Genomic DNA, 17,996 nt, shown 5'->3' with positions numbered 1-17,996 from the left:
CACGAACGTCAGGTAGCGAACCGGCCCTCCTCCGGCGCCAGGCGAGGTGTGGGACGACATACATTGGCAGGTATGACGAGCGAGTCCACGTCCGACAGCCTGGACACAACGGCATACAGCGACAGCCAGGTCGCGGCGGCATACAACGCAGTGGCTGTGGAGTATGCCGAGGCGATGCACGACGAGCTGGCGGGCAAGCCGCTGGATCGCGCGCTCCTGGCGGCAGTCGTGGAGATGTGCGACGGCGGCCGCGTCGCGGACATCGGGTGCGGGCCCGGCCACGTCACCCAGCACTTGGCATCCCTTGGCGCCAAGCCCCTCGGGATCGACATCTCGCCGGCGATGATCGACATCGCCCGCGCCGAGAACCCGGGCGTCGAGTTCCGCGTGGAGTCGATGACCGACCTGACCGAGCCCGACCAGAGCCTGGCCGGCGCGGTGCTGCTCTACGCGATCATCAACCTCAGCCCCACCGAACGCGCTCGCACCTTCGCGCAGGTCTTCCGCGCGCTGCAGCCGGGTGGCATCGCGTTGGTGTCCTTCCACATCCGCAGTGAGGAGTTCGCCGCCGGCCAGGCGCAGCACCTCCACACCTGGTTCGGGCACAGCGTCGACATCACCGGCCACTTCCTGGAGCCGGCCGAGATCATCGACGAGATCGCCGACGCCGGTCTCGACATCGTGTCGGTCACCACCCGGATGCCGCACCCGGGCGTCGAGATCCCGACCGAGCGCGCCTACGTGCTCGCCCAGCGGCCGCCGCAGCCGACCTGAGCGCGTCATACCCGGCTGACACGATGCCCGCGTGGATATCGCCGAATGGACCAGCCGCCTCGAGAACGTCTCTGCCGGATACGCCGAGGTCTATGGCGTCGACCGCACCCCTGACTGGATGCTGCTGAAGCTGATGGAGGAGTTGGGCGAGCTCAGCCAGGCGTGGCTGGTGGCCAGCGGCCAGGGCCGTGATCGCAATCTGACCGAGCAAGCGCAACAGGATGCCGTCGCGGCGGAGTGCGCAGACGTGGTGGCGATGGCGCTGCTCGTCGCACACCGAATGGGCGTCGACGTCGAGACCGCCATGCGCGACAAGTGGCTGCCCTGGGAGGAGTTCCACACCAAACGTCGCACGGACGCCGCGCCCAATCCGCCGATCGCTTTGGACAGCAACGCTTTTCAGGATTGACCAGGATCGACCGGCATCTCGTGTGCGAGACTTGTGGTGCACCCTGATCAAGGAGCTCCCATGAGTAACTGGCCCACCTCGGCGAAGGTCGTCGTCGTGCTGCTCATCCTGCTGATCGTGGTGCCCGCGATCTTCCACCTGCTGTGGCTCGCGATCACCGCTGCCATCGTGCTCGGCATCGGCTACGTCGCAGTGCAGGCGATCAGTCGGAAGCGCTGAGTTTCTTCCGTCGGGCCCGAAAGAAATCGGTCAACAACTGCGCGCACTCCTGCTCGCGTATGCCGCCGACGGCGTCCAACTTGTGCGGACTCGTGTTGTCCGCGATGACGTCCCATGCGCTTCCGCAGGCGCCGGCCTTCCGGTCCCATGCGCCGAAGACGATATGCGAGATGCGCGACTGCATGATCGCGCCAGCACACATCAGGCACGGTTCCAGCGTCACGACCATCGTGCAGTCGTCCAGCCGGTAGTGCCCGAAGGTCTCCGCGGCCGACCGGATCGCGACTATCTCGGCGTGCGCGAGCGGGTCACTGTCCGCGACCCGGCGGTTGGGTGCGGCTCCGACGACGGTTCCAGCGGCATCGAGCACGACGGCACCGACCGGCACGTCGTCGGTGGCGAGCGCCATACCGGCCTGGCTCAACGCCAGTGCCATCCATTCGTCATAACCATCGGGCGCGGGCACGACTAGAGTTTGCGCCATGCGTGTCGAGCTCGCCAACCACCCCCTCATCGCCCACAAGCTGACCTACCTGCGCGACAAGCGCACGGACAGTCCGACCTTCCGGCGTCTCGCCGAGGAGCTCGTGACGCTGCTGGCCTACGAGGCCACCCGCGAAGTTCGGGTCGAGCCCTTCCACATCGAGACGCCTGTCGCACCGACCACCGGCATCAAGCTGTCCTCCCCCAAGCCACTCGTCGTGCCGATCCTGCGCGCGGGCCTCGGCATGCTCGAGGGCATGGTTCGGCTGCTGCCGAGCGCCGAGGTCGGCTTCCTCGGCATGCAGCGCAATGAGGAAACGCTCGAGGCGATCACCTACGCCAACCGGCTGCCGGACGACCTGTCCGGCCGGCAGTGCTACGTGCTCGACCCGATGCTCGCCACCGGCGGCACACTCGCCATGGCCATCCGCTACCTCGCCGAGCGCGGCGCCGATGACATCACCGCCGTCACCCTGCTGTCGGCACCCGAGGGCATCGCGGCGGTCGAGCAGGCGCTGGCCGACCTGTCCATCCCGATCACGCTCGTGACCGGCGCGATCGATGAGCGACTCAACGAGAACGGCTACATCGTGCCCGGCCTGGGCGACGCCGGCGACCGGCTCTACGGCGTGGTGTGACTCACGCTGCCTTCACGACCTCCGACTCTTCGTCAGCGACCCGCCCGAGCCGGCGGATCGACGGCACCAGCAAGGTGACCGCCACGATCGCGACATACACGCAGCCGGACACGACCAACAGCGTGCTGACATCGATGGTGCTGGCGAGCCAGCCGAACGTCAGGCTGCCGATCGGTATGGCGACGAACGACCCCAACATGTCGTAGCTCGAGACTCTCGAGAGCACCTCCGTCGGGATGCGCTCCATCATCGCCACGGTCCAACCCGTGCTGAAGACCTGCGTGCCCATGCCGCTCACGAACGCAACGGCCATCATCGGCAGCGTTGCCGGGCGAATCCCCAACATCAGCAACGGTATGGCGAAGCACGACATACCGGCCATACCGGCGCGCAGTGGGTGGCGCAGCTTCCAGTGCAACAGGATCATCGACATGACGAGCATGCCGACGGCCTCTGCTCCTACGACCAGACCCCAGCCACGGATCCCGAGCGCTCCATCGTTCTTGGCGACAACCGGCCCCACGACAACCCACGCACCGATGTGTATGGCGTTCAAGACCCCGAATGCCGCGACGATGACCCACAGCCAGGTGCGTGAGGTGAATTCGCCCCAGCCTTCACGCAATTCGACGATGATCGAGGTCCGCAGGGTCTGTTTGCGGGGTGGCAGCGCGACCTTCGTCAGCATTACCGCCGCCACCAGGAACGTGGCGCCGTCGATCGCGAGTGCCAGCGCGGAGCCTGTCGTCACGACGAGAGTGGTGCCGAGGATCGGTCCGATGAACGTCGCACCGTTGCGCACGAAGGACATCAGCGAATCCGCTTGCTGCAGCTGGTTTTTCGGCACCAACTGAGGGATCAGTCCCTGCTGTGCAGGCATCGAGAACGCGCTGACTCCGCCGGACAGTGCGGCGAGGACGATCATCGAGCCGACCGTCGCCCACCCCTGTTCGAGCGACACCGCCATCGTCAGTTGGATCACGGCCATCGCCAGGTAGCAGGCCTGCATGACGGCACGGCGCGGCAGCCGGTCGGCGATGACCCCACCGAAGAGGAGGCAGAGCACGCTGGCGGTCATCTGCGCGGCGAGCACGATGCCGAGCGACTCCGAGGAGTTGTCGATGTGCAGCACCGCGAAGGCGATCGTCACCGGCGTCATCATGCTGCCGACGATGTTCACCGACCGAGACAGGAAGAACCAGCGGAAGTCCTTGCCACGCAACACTTCCAGCGTGGGTGGCCGCTCGCTCATTCCCCACCCACCAATTCATCGCGCTCGTCATGCATCCGGAAGAGTTCGGCCTGGAAGCTCACATGGACCGACCCGGCGGTATGCGGCCGCATGGCCTCTTCGTGCACCAGCCGGGACGCCTCTTTCACCAGTTCCATTGTCTTGAGCCAGGTTTCCGGCGTGAGCCAGACTTCGGCATCCGCACTGAGCGCTTGGCCATCGACCCGTTGTGCCGACCTGCGGACCAGTTCCTGGTGGAGCACGTCGATGTAGAGCCGCCATTCGTCGGGACTTGCTGTCCTCCTCGGCCGCGAGGCCTCAGTGCTCCTGCCGGTTCGCTCCGTATAGCGATATCGGTACTTCTTCGCCTGTCCGCCGCGTACCGATTCCGTCGCTGCCACCTCGACCTGCCCGGCGTTCGCCAGAGTGCGCAGGTGATAGCTCGCGTTCGCCTGGGTGATGTCGAGTTCGCGAGCCAACTCGGCAGCGCTCATCGGCGCACCGGTGAGCAACGACATCATCCGGAGGCGAACGGGGTGCGCGGACGCTCGCAGCTCGCTGATCGCCTCATCCTCCAAAGACATGTTTGGAAGTATGCCGCGATCCGTCGGCGACTGTCAAAGAGTTATTTGGCGGTCTCGCGGTCTCTGACCGACAGGACGACCAAATGACCGAGAGGCGTACCCCAGATGGCGTTTTCCGTACTCCTCCCGATCGTTTGGTGCTCCTCTCGATCAAAGAGGCCAGGTGTCACCCCAGCGCACATCCCGCGCTTCCTTGTATGCCGCCCCTTGCCGCTTGGTCACCACTGCGCGGCTCGCGGTCCCATCAGGCCGGCACAACTGCAGCTCGACCAGCCCCTTGCGCTTGACGGGATGCCGCAGGATCCGCGAAGAATCGCCATCACGCTCCGGCACGTCGGCACCGTCGGGCACTGCCACGACATACGAGAACTTCTCGTCCTCATGCCCGAGCTCGCCGCCCTTGAGCTGCCGGTGCACCGAGGACCGCTCGACGCGCGCGCTGAAATGGCACCAATCCGGCTGTCGAACAGGGCAATCGGCCTGATGCGGGCACGGTGCGATGACCTGCCAACCAGCCTCCAACAGCGCTTGCCGTGCCGTCAGGATCCGCTGGTGCCCGCTCGGCGTGCCCGGCTCGATGATCGCGATCGCCCGGCCCGCGGCACCGATCGCCGCGGCCACGAGCTGCTGCTGCGCGGACTGCTTCAGCTCCGAGAGCACATACGACACGGTTACCAGATCGGCCCGAGGGACCGGCGAACCCGCCTGCCAGCGCTCGAAATCCACCACTCCGGGCTCAGCTGCGCGTAGCTGCCGACCGAGCTGCAACGCCTCGCCCACCTGGTCGAGCACGGTGATTCGCGCGTCCGGCCATTTGTCGTGAGCGGCCCAGGCTGCTGCGCCGGTGCCGCCGCCCAGGTCTGTGACGGTCTGTATTTCTGGAAGACGGAAGGCACTGTGCCGCAACATGTTCGAGCATGCGGCGACCGTGGCCGGCATACGGTAGAGCGCGTAGGCCAGCACATCAGTGGCGTTGCCGAGGATCGGCGCGGACGCCGCACCACCCTCCCGATAGCGACCGATGAGCCGATCGACGGACGTGGCCAGCGGAGCGCGCGAAATACCCGCTGCGGCCGCATCAAGGGCGTCCCGCAGTCGCAGGTCGAGCGGGCGGACGGGCGTGGTCGACATGGCGCATTCTCCGGGTCTGACGAGGGCGGGATGCCGCGGAAGTGATCACCCAGCGTAGCCAGCAAGGGGCCGCCGAACGCGGTAACGTGAGGTCGCCGCGCGCGGCATACGACACACCCGTTGAGCGCAACACCCAGTCACAACCGTCACATCTGTCACACTGAGAGTTAGACCCGTGCGCCTACTGTGCGCTGAGCCGCAAAGAACGCCGGAGGAATGATGGCCCTGGACAAGGTCCGTAAAGTCGCGATCTGGCTCGTCGTCGCCTTCATCGCTTACGCGATCTTCAAGTCACCGTCCAAGTCGGGAGACATCGTCCACAACATCTGGTCGATCCTCAGCAACGGTGTCGACCAGATCGGCAAGTTCTTCGACAAGATCCTGAACAGCTAGGCCGATAGCCATGGATCACGTCGATCCACGCGCCGAGTCGGCGATGGCGCGCTTCCTGCTCGACGACGAGACGATCGTCGTCGCACAGCGGCAACACTGGGCGGCCGTCGGACAACCCGTGGCAATGGCGATCGTCGGGTTCTTCCTCGCGCTGATCGCCGGCTTCTCCGCTCCCGCGAACCTCGGAACGCTGACCGACTTCGCCTGGAAGCTCTGGTTCATTCTGCTTGCGTATGCCGCCATACGCCTCGTGATGTGGCGGTTCGACTGGTTCATGGCGACCGACAAGCGCCTACTGATGATGTATGGCGTGATCAATCGACGGGTCGCCATGATGCCGCTGGCCAAGGTGACCGACATGTCGTTCAACCGGACCATGGTCGGGCGAATGCTCGGCTACGGGCAGTTCGTCCTGGAGAGCGCTGGCCGGGAGCAGGCACTGCGTCGGATCGATTTCATCCGCGACGCCAAGGGCACCTACCTGGCGATCGTCGGGGAAATCTTCGGCGAGGACGACCCCAACGGCGTCGTCTCGGATGGGTATGACGACGAAGACAAGACCGACCCCTTCCTGCACCTGCAGCTCGCGGGCAGCCCTACGACCGTCAAGTACGAAGACGACCCGACGAACCTGCCGGTCCGGCCGATCGGCAACTTCCTCCCACGCCCGGAACGTCAGCGGCGCAGCGGCCTGCGCGAGCGTGTCCTACGTCGCGCGAACGAAGAACCGCCGCAGGCCTTCGGCCACGACGGCGACTCCGGATGGGCCCGGAAAGACCCTCCGCCCAGACCGCGCCGGCCACGCGACCTGCACGACGACTGACTGCGGGCCGGGCGCAGGTGCAGCATCAGGCTCTGGCCGGATAACCTTCGTGGTCGAGTCAGTGCGTCACGTCGCCCGCCAGCAGGAGTTGAAATCATGGCAGTCCGTCCGATTACCGTCATCGGGCACAAGGCGTTGCACCAGCCGACCAAGAAGGTCAAGGAGATCACTCCGGAGGTCCGCACGCTGGTGCAGGACATGTTCGACACGCTGGATGCCGCCCAGGAGCAGGCCTGGCCGCCAACCAGGTCGGCGCGCGGCTGCGCATCTTCGTCTACGACTGCGCCGATGAGTCCGGCGAGGACAAGCGCGGCGTGGTGATCAACCCGGTGCTCGAGAAGGGCACTGTGCCGCCCGGCGATCCGTCTCCCGACGACGGTGCCGAGGGCTGTCTTTCCGTTCCAGGAGAATGGTTTCCGACGCCACGTTCCTCGTGGGCGAAGGTCACCGGCATCGACGTGGACGGCAACGAAGTCGTCGTCGAAGCCACCGGCGGCACGCTGGCCCGTTGCCTGCAGCACGAGACCGATCACCTCGACGGCAAGCTGTATGTCGAGAGGCTGACTCCGACATACCGCACCAAGGCGCGTGAGGCGATGAAGGCCCGCGGCTGGGAGGCGGCGCACATCACCAAGTGGGATCCGCTCACCCAGGAAGCCGAAAAGGTCTGACCGCGCCACCCTCCTCGATCGAGAGGACCCCATCGCACACGAGAGGCCCCGACACCGGTGCCCGAATTGGGGTCCGATCAAGCAGCAATGGGTCCTCTCAAACGGCACTCTCGTAGGCTGAGGCACATGCGCGCCGAACCCATCGCCAAGCCACACGCCTTCCACGCCGAAGGCCCGATCTGGTGGCCGGAGTGGTCACTCGAAGGCCCGGGTGAGTTGCGCTATGTCGACATGATGGCCGGCGACGTGCTGATCGCGCGCGGCGACGATGTCGAGCGCATCCACGTCGGCAAGGTCGCTGCCGCGATGCGCCCACGCGGCCCGGGTGGCGCGGTCATCGCGCTCGAGCGCGGTTTTGCTCTCGCTGACAGCAATGACCTGTCCGACCTGCAGGTCATGGAGCCGATCTGGGACGACCCGTCCGTGCGGTTCAACGACGGCGGATGCGACCCGCTGGGCAACTTCTACTGCGGCACCATGGCCTACGACCAGCACCAGGGCGGCGGCTCGCTCTACCTGCTCACGTCGAAGGGTATGGCGTCGCCGGTCCTGCACGACCTGACGATCTCCAACGGCATCGGCTGGTCCCCGGACGGAACGACGACCTACTTCAACGACACTCCGACACGCACCATCTGGGCGTTCGACTGGGAACCAGAGACAGGGCTGACCGAGCGTCGCCCGTGGGTGCGCCTGCCCGACGACCTGCCCGGGAGTCCCGACGGTCTCTGGGTCGACCAGGAGGGTGGCGTCTGGATCGCGCTGTATGGCGGCTCGGCCGTCCACCGCTACGTCAACCGTCAGCTCACCGAGGTCGTCGAGGTGCCCGGTGTCACCAACGTCACGGCGTGCACGTTCGGCGGTGACCAGCTTCAGACGCTCTACATCACCACCACCCGGGAGAACGTCGCAAAGGGCGAACAACCCCTCGCCGGAGCGGTTTTCGCCGTCGACCTCGGCGTCGGCGGCCTGCCGGTGCTGCCCTTCGGCGCCTGAGTCCCACCGATTTCACACCTGGGCGACTGCTCGGGTAGAGTGTCTCAGCGTTGCGCGGTTACCGCGCGGCATGCACCCGTAGCTCAACGGATAGAGCATCTGACTACGGATCAGAAGGTTAGGGGTTCGAATCCCTTCGGGTGCACGTACTGAGTTGAGACGGTGCACAGCCCCGGCAAGCGGAAACGCTCGCCGGGGCCTTCTCATGTCGCCTCGACGCACGGTCTCGTCGTCCGTCCCCCTAAGCTGCCGGCAACCGGGTCACTTCAGGGAAAGGCAGTCGTGATCAAGCAGATCGATGTCGTCGGTGCCGTTCTGGTGCGAGACGGCACCGTGCTGGCCGCTCAACGCGGACCGTCGATGGCACTCTCGGGCCACTGGGAGTTCCCAGGCGGCAAGGTCGAGCAGGGCGAGTCGCCGCAAGAGGCGCTTGTTCGCGAACTTCGCGAAGAACTGCTGTGTGACATCGCAGTCGGTGATCGCGTCGAAACCACATCTCACCAATACGACTTCGGCATCGTCACGCTGACAACCTACCTCGCCACCCTGGAGGCCGGAGAGCCGCAAGCCACCGAACATGCCGAGCTCCGATGGATCCCGGTGGCAGACCTGCACAGCGTCGAGTGGGCGCCGGCCGACGTCCCCGCGGTCGAGCGGATCATGCAGCTCCTGGCGAAGTAGGCCGAACACGTCATCGTGGATCTCGTCGCCAGCACGGCATACGGCGACAAGTTCATCAACGAGTCCCCGGTGCACCAGCTCACCAGAAGCCGAAGAACGCTGCAAAGCAACGAAGTTCAAGCGATCGTCGACAACAGGTTGAGTCCCGTGCGAGATCGACCGTCAGTTCAGGCCGGCAGACCGTCGAGGCGGGCAAGCACCTGCAGCATGACCTCGTCGGCGCCACCGCCGATCGAGCCGATCCGTGCATCGCGGAAGAAGCGGGCGGTCCAGGTCTCCTCGATATAGCCCATTCCCCCGTGGAACTGCAGGCACGTGTCCGCGACCTCGCGCGCCAGCCGGCCGGCGGTGAGCTTGGCGACCGATGCCATCCGGGTGATGTCCTCACCGGCGACTCGCGCTTCGCAGGTCTGCCGGTTGTGACTGCGCAGCAGGTCCACCTGGGCCTGCAACTCGGTGAGCCGGAAAGCGACGTACTGCTTGGAAGCGAGGGTCCCGCCGAAGACGGTCCGTTCGGCGACATACCGGCGGGTCAGCTCCAGCGCCTTGTCGCACTGGCCGACGGCGGCATACGCGGCAAACATCCGCTCGACGACGAATTGCTGCATTTGCTGCTGGAAACCGCGCCCGATCTCGCCGATCGTGTTCGCGACCGGGACGCGTACGTCGTCGAAGACGAGCTCCGCGGTGTCGGACGAGTGGTTTCCGAGCTTCTCGAGGGTGCGGCTCACCGAGAAGCCCGGCGCCGTCGTGGGGACGACGATCTGCGAGATCCCCTTGTAGCCGCCTTCGTCGGAAGTGCGCACGAGCAGGCAGACCCAGTCGGCCTGGGCACCGTTGGTAATGAACATCTTTCGGCCGGTGATCACCCAGTCGTCACCGTCGCGCCGGGCTCGGGTGCGCAGCCGGGCGACGTCAGATCCGGTGTCGGGCTCGGTCACCCCGATCGCCGCGACGGCGGTGCCGGCGATCGCCGGTGCGAGGAACTGCGCCTTCTGCTCCGGTGTCCCGAGCGCTGCCAGGGACGGCGTCGCCATCATCGACTGCACGCCGAGCGCCATACTCACCCCGGCCGAACTCATCCGACCGAACTCTTCGCAGGCGATCATCTGGAACGAGTGGTCCGCGCCGAGTCCGCCGTATGCCGGGTCGTACTCGATGCCGAGCAGCCCGACCGCGCCGGCCTTCGGGAAGAGCTCGTGCGCAGGGAACGCGCCGCCCTTCTCCCACTCGTCGGCGTACGGGTTGACCGCCGTGTCGACGAAGTGTCGGACGCTGGAACGAAAGTCGTCGTGGTCCTGGGTGAGCCGCATGGTTCCGACGCTAATGCGCGCCCCGAAAGAAAACAAGCATGCTTGCTTGTTTTGCTCGATCTGTGCCAGGCTGCGATGTCATGAGCTCCGCCAGCGCCGCCTCCCCGCACGCAGTCCTGCGGATCGGGAACTGCTCCGGCTTCTATGGCGACCGACTGGCTGCGATGCGCGAGATGCTCGAAGGTGGCCCACTCGACGTCCTCACCGGCGACTACCTTGCCGAGCTGACGATGCTGATCCTCGGCCGGGATCGCGCCAAGGACCCGACTCTGGGCTATGCACGCACCTTCCTGCGGCAACTGGAGGACTGCCTCGGTCTCGCGCTCGACCAGGGCGTGCGCATCGTCGCCAACGCCGGTGGCCTCAACCCACCTGGCTGCGCGACCGCCATACGCGATCTCGCGGAGCGGCTCGGCCTGTCCGTCAAGGTCGCTGTCGTCGATGGCGACGACCTCACCGACCGGGCCGGGGAACTCGGCCTCGGGCAACCACTCGCCGCCAACGCCTACCTCGGTGCCTTCGGGATCGCTGCCGCCTGCCGGGCCGACGCCGACGTCGTCATCACCGGTCGGGTCACCGACGCCTCCGTGGTCGTCGGTCCCGCGATCGCGCACTTCGACTGGCAACCAACGGAATTCGACGCCCTCGCGGGCGCGATGGCGGCCGGCCACGTCATCGAGTGCGGAACGCAGGCGACCGGCGGCAACTTCGCGTTCTTCCGGGATGTCCCCGACCTCACCCGTCCCGGATTCCCCATCGCCGAGATCCGTCGCGACGGCTCGTCGATCATCACCAAGCACCCGGGCACCGGTGGCACGGTCACCGTCGACACCGTTGCGTCCCAGTTGCTCTACGAGATCCAGGACGCGCGGTATGCCGGGCCCGACGCCGTCCTGCGACTGGACTCAATCACCCTCGAGCAGAATGGCCCGGACCGGGTGCTGCTGTCCGGAGCGCACGGTGAGGCGCCCCCTCCGGATCTCAAGGTGTCCTGCACCAGGATCGGCGGCTTCCGCAACGAGATGTCGTTCGTGCTGACCGGGCTGGACATCGAGGCGAAGGCCGAGCTCGCCCAGCGACAGGTCGAAGCAGCACTGACGGTGCGACCGGAGGAGCTGTCCTGGACCCTCGCACGGACCGATCACGACGACCCGGACAGCCAGGCACGGGCCGCCGCGACGCTGACCGTCGTCGCGCGGGACCCCGACGAGGCCAAGGTCGGGCGAGCCTTCTCCGGCGCCGCCGTCGAGATCGCGCTGGGCAGCTATCCGGGCTGCTTCCTGACCAGTCCGCCTGGACGCGGCAGCGCGTATGGCGTCTACGAGGCGCGGTACGTCGCCCAGGATGTGCCCGGGCACACGGTGACACTGCCGGACGGCACCCGACAGCTGATCCCAGCACCGACCACGACCAGTCCGCTGGAGCCGTTGCACATTGACACGTCGGTCACGGAGGAGCGGCATGGGCCGACCGTCAACGTCCCGCTCGGCACCGTCGCCGGCGCTCGATCGGGCGACAAGGGCGGCAACGCCAACGTGGGCGTGTGGGTCCGCTCGGACGCCGAATTCGCTTGGTTGGACGGCGTTCTCACCGTTGACCGACTACGCGAACTGCTCCCCGAGACGCGCGAGCTCACCGTCATACGAACCCGGCTGCCTCGGTTGCGTGCACTCAACTTCGTCATCGAAGGCCTGCTCGGTGAAGGCGTCGCGTATGCCGCCCGCTTCGACCCGCAGGCAAAGGCTCTCGGCGAGTGGCTGCGGGCCCGACACGTCGATGTTCCCACCGAATTCGTGCCATCCACCGCCGAGGAGTCGCACCGATGACGGCCCTGTCCAGCACCTTCGACCCGGCCACCGACGAGGCTCGGGTCAACGCGCAGGCGATGACCGACCAGCTCGCGGAGCTCGATGAGCAGCTTGCGTTGGCGGTCGCCGGAGGTGGCGACCGAGCGGTCGCCCGGCATCGGTCGCGCGGCAAGCTCACCGCGCGCGAGCGGATCGACCTGCTGCTCGATCGTGACTCGCCCTTCCTGGAGCTGGCGCCGTTCGCCGGTTATGGCAGCCGGTTCACGGTAGGCGGCAGCGTCGCGGCAGGCATCGGAGTCGTCGAGGGCGTCGAGTGCATGATCATCGCGAACGACCCTACGGTCAAAGGCGGTTCGAGCAATCCGTCGTCGGTGACGAAGACACTTCGGATGCAGGAGATCGCCCGCCAGAACCACCTGCCGATCATCAGCCTCGTCGAGTCCGGTGGCGCCGACCTGCCCACGCAGAAGGACATCTTCATCCCCGGGGGCGCGACGTTCCGCAATCTGACGCAGCTGTCCGCTGCAGGCATCCCGACCATCGCGTTGGTCTTCGGCAACTCGACCGCCGGCGGCGCCTACCTGCCCGGCATGAGCGACCACGTGGTGATGATCGAGGAGCGGTCCAAGGTGTTTCTCGCCGGCCCGCCGCTGGTCAAGGCGGCGACCGGTGAGGAGTCCGACGCCGAATCACTGGGCGGCGCAAGCATGCACGCACGAACCTCCGGGCTCGCCGACTACTACGCACTCGATGAGCAGGACGCGATCCGGATCGGGCGCCGCATCGTCGCGCGCCTCAATCGGCACAAGGCCGGCGGGCCGTCCACCACCTCTCCCCTGCCGCCCAGGTATGCCGCGGACGACCTGCTCGGCATCGTGCCCGCCGACCTGAAGAACCCCTTCGACCCCCGCGACGTCATCGCACGGATCGTGGACGACTCCGACTTCGACGAGTTCAAGCCGCTCTACGGCAGCTCACTGGCCACTGGCTGGGCACAACTGCACGGCTTCCCCGTCGGGATCCTCGCCAACGCCCGCGGCGTCCTGTTCAGTGAGGAGGCCCAGAAGGCGGCGCAGTTCATCCAGCTGGCCAACCGATCGAACACGCCACTTCTGTTCCTGCACAACACAACCGGCTTCATGGTGGGCAAGGAGTACGAGCAAGGCGGGATCATCAAACACGGCGCGATGATGATCAACGCGGTGTCGAACTCCACCGTCCCGCACATCTCGGTACTGATCGGCAACTCGTATGGCGCCGGCCATTACGGCATGTGCGGGCGTGCCTTCGATCCGCGGTTCGTCTTCACCTGGCCGAGCGCGCGCAGCTCGGTGATGGGCGCTCAGCAGCTCGCCGAAGTCACCTACTCGGTCTCGCGGGCCTCCGCGCTCGCGCAGGGCAAGCCCTTCGACGAGGAAGGCGCACGCGCCATACAGCAGGCGATCGAGGAGCAGATCTCCGCGGAGTCGCTGCCACTCGTGTTGTCCGGGCTGGTCTACGACGACGGGATCATCGATCCCCGCGACACGAGAACGGTCCTGGGCATCGCCCTGTCGGCGATCCACAACGCACCGGTCGAGGGCGCCACCTCGTTCGGTGTCTTCCGGATGTGAGGCACGGGACAATGACAAGCACTCCACCCATGACCAGCGTGCTGGTCGCCAATCGCGGCGAGATCGCCCGCCGGGTCTTCGCGACGTGCCGGCGCCGCGGCATCGCGACCGTGGCCGTCTACTCCGACGCGGACAGCGCCAGTCCCCATGTGACAGAGGCGGATTCGGCGGTCCGCCTGCCGGGCGTCACTCCAGCAGAGACCTACCTGCGCGGAGACTTAGTGATCGAAGCGGCGCGCCGCGCCGGCGCAGACGCCATACATCCGGGTTATGGGTTCCTCTCCGAGAACGCCGAGTTCGCGGCGGCGGTGCAGGAGGCCGGCCTGACGTGGACCGGTCCGGATCCCAAGGCGATTCGGCTGATGGGCTCCAAGGTCGAGTCCAAGCATCGTATGGCGCAGGCCGGCGTCCCCGTGCTCGATCGGCTCGACGCCACAACCATCACCGAGAACGACCTGCCGATCCTGGTCAAGGCGTCGGCAGGTGGCGGCGGACGCGGCATGCGCATCGTCCGTGCGCTCGCCGATGTGCCGGATGCCATCGAGAGCGCATCCCGAGAAGCTGCAAGCGCGTTCGGTGATCCGACGGTCTTCTGCGAGCGCTATCTCGAGGCCGGGCACCATATCGAGGTGCAGGTCATGGCGGACGCACACGGGACGGTGTGGGCGCTCGGCGAACGGGAATGTTCGCTGCAGCGGCGTCACCAGAAGGTCATCGAGGAAGCGCCCGCCCCCTGGTCGAGCGACTCGGCGGCGACCTGCGCGAGCGACTGCTCAGCGCGGCGCGCAACGCAGCGGCGGCGGTCGACTACCGCGGCGCCGGGACCGTCGAGTTCCTCGCCGACGAGCGGGGCCGGTTCTGGTTCCTGGAGATGAACACCCGCCTGCAGGTCGAGCACCCCGTCACCGAGTCGGTCACCGGAATCGACCTGGTGGCACTGCAATTCGATGTCGCGGCCGGCATCCCGCTGCAGGGCGACGAGCCCACGATGACCGGCCACTCCATCGAGGCCCGGCTGTATGCCGAGGACCCCGCGCACGACTGGCAGCCACAGACCGGGACCCTGCACGTCCTGGACCTGCCCGGTGTCACAGCAGAGTTCGACATCGCGGCGATGCACGGGATCCGACTCGACTCGGGTGTCCGGAACGGCAGCGTCGTCGGGGCCAACTACGACGCCATGCTGGCCAAGGTCATCTCGCGGGCACCGACCCGGGCGGAAGCGGCGCGCGAGCTGGCCACCGCGTTGCGTCATACCCGCATCCACGGGCTGACGACGAACCGCGACCTGCTGGTGGCCAGCCTGCTGCACCCCGACTTCTTGGCCGGGACGGCCGACACCGGGTTCTACACCCAGCACGACCCGGCCGAACTGACTCGCGGCGCCGCCCTCGACCCGGAGCTCGGGGCCGTGGTTGCCGCCGTCGCCGATGCGGCGGCCGAGCGTTCGAGCGCGGTCGCGCTGGGCGGCATGCCGAGTGGCTTTCGCAATGTTCCCAGTGGTTTTCAGCAGCGCAGGTATGTCGCCGGGGACTGCGAGCTGCCGGTCAGTTACCGGTTCACCAGGGCCGGCCTGGAGTTGGAGCGGTTACCCACCCGCATTGGCCGGCTGACTCTCCTGTCGAGTCGGTCGGACGAGGTCGTGCTCGAGGTCGACGGCGTACGACGCAGCTACCGCGTCGGACGATTCGCGACCGGTGACGTCGGCTCGGTCGTCGTGGAGAGCAACGACGGCAGCCTCACACTCACCGCCGGCGCTCGCTTCATCGACCCGGCGACACAACTGGACGCAGGCGCTCTGGTCGCCCCGATGCCCGGGACGGTGGTGCGAATCGCGGTCGAGGAAGGCAGCACCGTCGAGGCCGGCGAGCAGCTGCTGTGGCTGGAGGCGATGAAGATGGAGCACGTGGTCACCACCCCTACGGCCGGCGTCGTCACGAAGATGCTGGTCGCCACCGGCCAGCAGGTGGAGCAGGGCGCGGTGCTCGCGGTCGTCGAGGACTCCGACAGATGAGTTCCGCGCCCGCCCCCAAGCAGGACCGCAGCCGGGTCACCCGGCAGCGCATCCTGGAAGCCGCCGTGGAGTCACTAGCGACCCGCGGCTGGGACGCGTCGACCGTCTCGGTGATCGCGGCGGACGCCGAGGCGAGCCGAGGTGCCCTGCAGCATCACTTTCCGACCCGCGAGGACCTCATCATCGCCGCGCTGGACTACATGTTCGAGAAGCGCGCTGCGCAGATGGCGGCCCTCACGATCCCGGACCTCACGGGTCCGGATCGCGTCGCGATGGTGGTGCGCACCGTCGTCGACCTCTACATCGGATCGTTGTTCCGCGCATCGCTGCAGGTGTGGAATGCCGCCTCCGCCGACCCGGCACTGCGGGACCGAATCCTGCCGCTGGAGCACAAATTCGGCTCCGGCGTCCACGACCTCACCGTGCGACTGCTGGGCGTCGATGACAGCGACCCGCAGGTACGCTCACTCATCCGGGCCACCCTCGACCTGGCGCGTGGTCTCGCCCTGGCCGACGTCCTGACCGACGACTCACGCCGACGGCGGCGGGTCGTGGACGCTTGGGCGGCGCAGCTGGCTGTGGCGCTCGCGGCGAGGTCCAGCTGAAGCGATCTCAGCGCGTGACTTGGCTCGCCGTACCACCCCATGTTTCACGGAGGGTCCGCTTGAGAATCTTGCCGGTCGCGTTCCGCGGCAACTCGTCGACGAGGTGGACCTGCTTCGGTGCCTTGAACCGAGCGATCCGGGCGCCGGTCCACTCGCGTAGCTCGTCTGCGGTGGTGGTCCCGCCTTCGCCCAGCACGACGACCGCGGTGACGACCTCACCCCACTGTTCGTCCGGAAGTCCGAAGACCGCCACCTCGTTGACGTCGGGGTGCTCGTAGATCACCTGCTCGACCTCGATCGGGTAGACGTTCTCCCCGCCGCTGATGATCATGTCCCGCTTGCGATCGACAAGCGTGTAGTAACCGTCCTCGTCGACCATGGCCAGGTCACCCGTGTGGAACCAGCCACCGCGCAGGGCCGAGGCGGTCTCGGCAGGCCGATTCCAATACCCCACAAAGACATTCGCACCTTGAATGCACAATTCGCCGACTGCGCCGACCGGCACCTCGTGGTCCTCCTCGTCGAGGATCGCGAACTCGTTGAAGTTCACCGGCCGGCCGATGGAGCCGGCATGGTCGACCACGTCCTCGGGGGCCAGGCAGGCCGCTATCGGCGAGGTCTCGGTCATCCCGAACCCCTCGGTGAACTTCATCCCTTGACCCTGCAGTCCCCGGATGATCGGGATCGGGCACGGGGCGCCGCCGGAGACGGCGAACGTCAACGCGGACAGGTCGGACCCACTGTCGGGCAGCGCCTGTGCGATCGCCGCCCACATAGCAGGGACGTTGAAGGCCTTGGTGATTCGGTATTTCTCGGCCGCCTCGAGCCACCCGGCCGGAGTGAAATTCTCGGTGATCGCGACGCAGGCACCGATGAACAGGAACGGCATCGTGTGCACACCGAGCGCACCGATGTGGAAGAGCGGGGCCGCGGTGACCGTGATGTCTTCTCTGCCCAGCCTGAGCCGAACCCGAAGAGGTTGACCGCGTTGTAGAAGAAGTTGCGGTGCGTCAGCATCGCGCCCTTCGGCTGACCGGTGGTGCCCGAGGTGTACATGATCGTGCAGACGTCGGACTCGGCCACGTCACGTATGACGCGTTCAGTGGATCCGATTGCAAGCAACGCCTCGTAGTCCGCACCGTCGCCGGCGGCTCGTTCGGCTGCCATCGCGATCTGCAGGTGGTGACGCACGGAAGGACTGTCCGCGACCGCAGCCTCGGCGGTCGACGCCAGCAGGGTCGAAGAGAAGAGCATGATCGCGCCGGAATCGTTCAGCACGAACGCGACCTCTCGCGGGGACAGACGGGCATTCACCGGGACGCTGATCGCGCCGAGTTTGGCGACCGCGAAGTAGACCTCCATCATCTGCGGGCTGTTCAGCGTCAGCATCGCGACACGGTCGCCCCGCCGAATCCCTTTTCGGCTCAACGCATCTGCCAGCCGATTGGTGCGTGACTCTAACTCTCGATAGGTGGTCACGGTGTCGCTCGTCGCGTCGATGAGGGCAGACCTGTCGCCGTTGCGGACGGCCTGCACGGTGATCCAGTTGCCGAAGCCGTGGTCCATATCCGGTCTCCCTGCTCGCAAATGGCACCTCATCGGGCCCTTCG

19 protein-coding genes, 1 tRNA gene and 2 pseudogenes are annotated in these 17,996 nt (G+C 66.8%); 15 read left to right on the top strand and 7 right to left on the bottom strand.

What is annotated here, in order from left to right; all coding sequences use genetic code 11:
• The first annotated feature begins 72 nt into the window (after positions 1-72).
• Genes ACFQDH_RS07440 through ACFQDH_RS07430 form a run of 3 tightly spaced genes read left to right on the top strand, consistent with a single transcriptional unit; the run spans position 73 to position 1,402 of the window.
• Positions 73-774, top strand: a complete 702-nt coding sequence (locus tag ACFQDH_RS07440) for a class I SAM-dependent methyltransferase (protein WP_382399936.1) — start codon at positions 73-75, stop codon at positions 772-774.
• A 31-nt stretch (positions 775-805) separates the two neighbouring features.
• Positions 806-1,183, top strand: a complete 378-nt coding sequence (locus tag ACFQDH_RS07435) for a nucleoside triphosphate pyrophosphohydrolase family protein (RefSeq protein ID WP_382399934.1) — start codon at positions 806-808, stop codon at positions 1,181-1,183.
• A gap of 60 nt (positions 1,184-1,243) precedes the next feature.
• Positions 1,244-1,402 carry a hypothetical protein gene (locus tag ACFQDH_RS07430; RefSeq protein ID WP_382399932.1) on the top strand — a complete coding sequence of 53 codons (159 nt, stop codon included), beginning with the start codon at positions 1,244-1,246 and terminating at the stop codon, positions 1,400-1,402.
• Here ACFQDH_RS07430 and tadA read toward each other — a convergent pair.
• Positions 1,386-1,868, bottom strand: a complete 483-nt coding sequence (tadA, locus tag ACFQDH_RS07425; RefSeq protein ID WP_382399930.1) for a tRNA adenosine(34) deaminase TadA — start codon at positions 1,866-1,868, stop codon at positions 1,386-1,388. The genes ACFQDH_RS07430 and tadA overlap by 17 nt on opposite strands.
• A gap of 16 nt (positions 1,869-1,884) precedes the next feature.
• Between tadA and upp the strand changes: the two genes are divergently transcribed.
• Positions 1,885-2,523: a uracil phosphoribosyltransferase gene (upp, locus tag ACFQDH_RS07420; protein WP_382399928.1), complete on the top strand. Its 639-nt coding sequence runs from the start codon at positions 1,885-1,887 to the stop codon at positions 2,521-2,523.
• Position 2,524: 1 nt separating this feature from the next.
• Here the strand turns inward: upp and ACFQDH_RS07415 are convergent, their stop codons facing one another.
• The 3 genes from ACFQDH_RS07415 to ACFQDH_RS07405 all read right to left on the bottom strand — a co-directional run bounded on the left by ACFQDH_RS07415 (position 2,525) and on the right by ACFQDH_RS07405 (position 5,469).
• Positions 2,525-3,775 carry an MFS transporter gene (locus ACFQDH_RS07415; RefSeq protein ID WP_382399926.1) on the bottom strand — a complete coding sequence of 417 codons (1,251 nt, stop codon included), beginning with the start codon at positions 3,773-3,775 and terminating at the stop codon, positions 2,525-2,527.
• Positions 3,772-4,338: an ArsR/SmtB family transcription factor gene (locus ACFQDH_RS07410; protein WP_382399924.1), complete on the bottom strand. Its 567-nt coding sequence runs from the start codon at positions 4,336-4,338 to the stop codon at positions 3,772-3,774. The genes ACFQDH_RS07415 and ACFQDH_RS07410 overlap by 4 nt, the downstream gene beginning before the upstream one ends.
• A 150-nt stretch (positions 4,339-4,488) precedes the next feature.
• Positions 4,489-5,469 (bottom strand): small ribosomal subunit Rsm22 family protein, encoded by a 981-nt coding sequence (locus ACFQDH_RS07405; protein ID WP_382399922.1) that lies wholly within the window; start codon positions 5,467-5,469, stop codon positions 4,489-4,491.
• Positions 5,470-5,685: 216 nt separating this feature from the next.
• Between ACFQDH_RS07405 and ACFQDH_RS07400 the strand changes: the two genes are divergently transcribed.
• The 6 genes and pseudogenes from ACFQDH_RS07400 (at position 5,686) to ACFQDH_RS07375 (ending at position 9,033) form a co-directional block, all read left to right on the top strand.
• Positions 5,686-5,862, top strand: a complete 177-nt coding sequence (locus ACFQDH_RS07400) for a hypothetical protein (RefSeq protein ID WP_382399920.1) — start codon at positions 5,686-5,688, stop codon at positions 5,860-5,862.
• Between the two features lie 10 nt (positions 5,863-5,872).
• The gene (locus tag ACFQDH_RS07395) at positions 5,873-6,685 is read left to right on the top strand and encodes a PH domain-containing protein (protein ID WP_382399918.1); all 813 of its coding nucleotides are present in this window, start codon (positions 5,873-5,875) and stop codon (positions 6,683-6,685) included.
• Positions 6,686-6,781: 96 nt separating this feature from the next.
• Positions 6,782-7,356 (top strand): annotated as a pseudogene (def, locus tag ACFQDH_RS07390) (peptide deformylase).
• A gap of 126 nt (positions 7,357-7,482) precedes the next feature.
• Complete coding sequence (locus tag ACFQDH_RS07385) at positions 7,483-8,352, top strand: SMP-30/gluconolactonase/LRE family protein (RefSeq protein WP_382399916.1); 870 nt, start codon at positions 7,483-7,485, stop codon at positions 8,350-8,352.
• Positions 8,353-8,424: 72 nt separating this feature from the next.
• Positions 8,425-8,497, top strand: a tRNA-Arg gene (locus ACFQDH_RS07380).
• A gap of 137 nt (positions 8,498-8,634) precedes the next feature.
• Positions 8,635-9,033, top strand: a complete 399-nt coding sequence (locus ACFQDH_RS07375) for a (deoxy)nucleoside triphosphate pyrophosphohydrolase (RefSeq protein ID WP_382399914.1) — start codon at positions 8,635-8,637, stop codon at positions 9,031-9,033.
• A gap of 167 nt (positions 9,034-9,200) precedes the next feature.
• On the opposite strand, the gene ACFQDH_RS07370 is transcribed toward ACFQDH_RS07375, so the two are convergent.
• Complete coding sequence (locus ACFQDH_RS07370; protein WP_382399912.1) at positions 9,201-10,346, bottom strand: acyl-CoA dehydrogenase family protein; 1,146 nt, start codon at positions 10,344-10,346, stop codon at positions 9,201-9,203.
• Positions 10,347-10,426: 80 nt separating this feature from the next.
• Here ACFQDH_RS07370 and ACFQDH_RS07365 point away from each other — a divergent pair, with 80 nt between their 5' ends.
• From ACFQDH_RS07365 to ACFQDH_RS07345, 5 genes are read left to right on the top strand one after another with little or no spacing between them, the layout of a single operon-like run.
• Positions 10,427-12,172 (top strand): acyclic terpene utilization AtuA family protein, encoded by a 1,746-nt coding sequence (locus tag ACFQDH_RS07365; protein ID WP_382399910.1) that lies wholly within the window; start codon positions 10,427-10,429, stop codon positions 12,170-12,172.
• The gene (locus tag ACFQDH_RS07360; protein WP_382399908.1) at positions 12,169-13,767 is read left to right on the top strand and encodes an acyl-CoA carboxylase subunit beta; all 1,599 of its coding nucleotides are present in this window, start codon (positions 12,169-12,171) and stop codon (positions 13,765-13,767) included. Before ACFQDH_RS07365 ends, ACFQDH_RS07360 begins: the two co-directional genes overlap by 4 nt.
• 29 nt (positions 13,768-13,796) lie before the next feature.
• The gene (locus ACFQDH_RS07355; RefSeq protein ID WP_382399906.1) at positions 13,797-14,642 is read left to right on the top strand and encodes a biotin carboxylase N-terminal domain-containing protein; all 846 of its coding nucleotides are present in this window, start codon (positions 13,797-13,799) and stop codon (positions 14,640-14,642) included.
• Complete coding sequence (locus ACFQDH_RS07350) at positions 14,525-15,781, top strand: ATP-binding protein (RefSeq protein ID WP_382404829.1); 1,257 nt, start codon at positions 14,525-14,527, stop codon at positions 15,779-15,781. The genes ACFQDH_RS07355 and ACFQDH_RS07350 overlap by 118 nt, the downstream gene beginning before the upstream one ends.
• Entirely contained in the window at positions 15,778-16,386 is a 609-nt protein-coding gene (locus ACFQDH_RS07345; RefSeq protein WP_382399904.1) for a TetR/AcrR family transcriptional regulator, read from the top strand. Before ACFQDH_RS07350 ends, ACFQDH_RS07345 begins: the two co-directional genes overlap by 4 nt.
• Positions 16,387-16,393: 7 nt before the next feature.
• Here ACFQDH_RS07345 and ACFQDH_RS07340 read toward each other — a convergent pair whose 3' ends face one another.
• Complete coding sequence (locus tag ACFQDH_RS07340) at positions 16,394-17,299, bottom strand: AMP-binding protein (protein WP_382404828.1); 906 nt, start codon at positions 17,297-17,299, stop codon at positions 16,394-16,396.
• A 71-nt stretch (positions 17,300-17,370) separates the two neighbouring features.
• Positions 17,371-17,952: pseudogene (locus ACFQDH_RS07335) on the bottom strand (AMP-binding protein); the annotation flags it as partial.
• Positions 17,953-17,996: the final 44 nt, after the last annotated feature.

The sequence above is a fragment of the Flexivirga alba genome, assembly GCF_042661025.1.
GTDB classification, from domain to species: Bacteria; Actinomycetota; Actinomycetes; order Actinomycetales; family Dermatophilaceae; genus Flexivirga; species Flexivirga alba.
This window is presented reverse-complemented; position numbering and strand designations above follow the sequence as displayed.

Bases quoted from the DNA above. Each gene is read 5' to 3' on its own strand.
- ACFQDH_RS07385 (WP_382399916.1), top strand. From the start codon at position 7,483: ATGCGCGCCGAACCCATCGCCAAGCCACACGCCTTCCACGCCGAAGGC.
- ACFQDH_RS07430 (WP_382399932.1), top strand. From the start codon at position 1,244: ATGAGTAACTGGCCCACCTCGGCGAAGGTCGTCGTCGTGCTGCTCATC.
- ACFQDH_RS07440 (WP_382399936.1), top strand. From the start codon at position 73: ATGACGAGCGAGTCCACGTCCGACAGCCTGGACACAACGGCATACAGC.
- ACFQDH_RS07400 (WP_382399920.1), top strand. From the start codon at position 5,686: ATGATGGCCCTGGACAAGGTCCGTAAAGTCGCGATCTGGCTCGTCGTC.
- ACFQDH_RS07360 (WP_382399908.1), top strand. From the start codon at position 12,169: ATGACGGCCCTGTCCAGCACCTTCGACCCGGCCACCGACGAGGCTCGG.
- ACFQDH_RS07410 (WP_382399924.1), bottom strand. From the start codon at position 4,338: ATGTCTTTGGAGGATGAGGCGATCAGCGAGCTGCGAGCGTCCGCGCAC.
- ACFQDH_RS07345 (WP_382399904.1), top strand. From the start codon at position 15,778: ATGAGTTCCGCGCCCGCCCCCAAGCAGGACCGCAGCCGGGTCACCCGG.
- ACFQDH_RS07370 (WP_382399912.1), bottom strand. From the start codon at position 10,346: ATGCGGCTCACCCAGGACCACGACGACTTTCGTTCCAGCGTCCGACAC.
- ACFQDH_RS07415 (WP_382399926.1), bottom strand. From the start codon at position 3,775: ATGAGCGAGCGGCCACCCACGCTGGAAGTGTTGCGTGGCAAGGACTTC.
- upp (WP_382399928.1), top strand. From the start codon at position 1,885: ATGCGTGTCGAGCTCGCCAACCACCCCCTCATCGCCCACAAGCTGACC.
- ACFQDH_RS07355 (WP_382399906.1), top strand. From the start codon at position 13,797: ATGACCAGCGTGCTGGTCGCCAATCGCGGCGAGATCGCCCGCCGGGTC.
- ACFQDH_RS07365 (WP_382399910.1), top strand. From the start codon at position 10,427: ATGAGCTCCGCCAGCGCCGCCTCCCCGCACGCAGTCCTGCGGATCGGG.
- ACFQDH_RS07405 (WP_382399922.1), bottom strand. From the start codon at position 5,469: ATGTCGACCACGCCCGTCCGCCCGCTCGACCTGCGACTGCGGGACGCC.
- ACFQDH_RS07395 (WP_382399918.1), top strand. From the start codon at position 5,873: ATGGATCACGTCGATCCACGCGCCGAGTCGGCGATGGCGCGCTTCCTG.